The following is a 1,117-nucleotide window of genomic DNA, read 5'->3' as shown; positions in this document are numbered from 1 at the left end:
CGACGCCGCCAACGCCAACAGCATGGCGGCGCTCCAGGGCGAATCACTGCGCGGCGCGCCGCCTGAAGCCATCTCGTTCGAACAGCAGGTAACCATCGCGAATCAGCAGGTCGAGGCATTGCCCTCCGATCGGCGCGACTTCTATCGCGGTGCGCTCGCCGCAGGGTCCGAATACTACAATGCCGCCACCACCGGGGATCAGCGCGAGAAGATCGCCCAGACCGCGCAATCTCAAGTCATCACCCCCGTGAACCGGGCCTATCAGCAGGTCATGAGCGACCCCAACGCCCGCGTGCAGCAGGTGTTCGGCAAGCCCTACGGCACCTTCTATCTCGGCAACGCCGGCCAGCAGCAGAGCGATCGGCTCGCCCAGTTGGGACAGCAGTTCAATCACGCCGGCACGCCTGAAGAGCGCTCGCGCATCTTCGGACAAGCTGCCGATATCCGCCACAACATGCAGATGCAGGTCGGCGGCTTCATCGACAAGGAACGCACGAACCTCGGCGCTCAATGGAAGCAGGCCGATCAGGAAATTGATCAGGCCCAGCGTGATGCCGCCTCGCTTCAAATCTTCTCTTCCGGCACGGGCCACGATGACAGTGCCTTTCAGCGTGAGCGGTACTTCATCACGCACGGCCTGAACTCCGGGCGCAACGCACAGGAATTCCAGTACCGTCTGGCCCACACCCCCAACGATTTCAACATGCTGCACGGCTGGTCGGACGAGGCGACCCGCCAAAGCCAGTGGGCGACCGATCACATACAGAGCGATCCCCTTCGCCGCGCCGCCGATCTCCCGCCGCTGCCGCCCGACCCCACGCACACCAACACCGAAAACGTAAGCATGGGCAACTTCGGCCCCGATCTGCTCAATCGCTATCAGACAGAAAGCCAGCGTATCGGCGAAGACAACAAGATGTTCAACGCATCCACGCAGCACGGGCCTATCCGTTATGAATATCTCGACGCTCACACACCGCCCCTGCCGCTCTGGCAGCAGAAACTCGGGGACAGCCTCGGCCGCTTCTTCGTGGGCCTCGTGCCGGGCGTCAATCTGCTCATCGACTACATCGTGCCGGCCCCATCGCTTTCCGCATCGGAGAAACAGGGCATCGAC

At 62.7% G+C, this 1,117-nt stretch carries 1 protein-coding gene; it reads left to right on the top strand.

The features are described 5' to 3' along the window. The coding region (locus QCE63_RS35485) for a hypothetical protein (RefSeq protein ID WP_309839934.1) at positions 1-1,117 on the top strand (1,117 nt) is incomplete at both ends.

The sequence above is a fragment of the Caballeronia sp. LZ065 genome, from assembly GCF_031450975.1.
GTDB lineage: Bacteria > Pseudomonadota > Gammaproteobacteria > Burkholderiales > Burkholderiaceae > Caballeronia.
The sequence above is the reverse complement of the archived record's forward strand: the minus strand, read 5'-3'. Positions and strand labels throughout refer to the sequence as shown.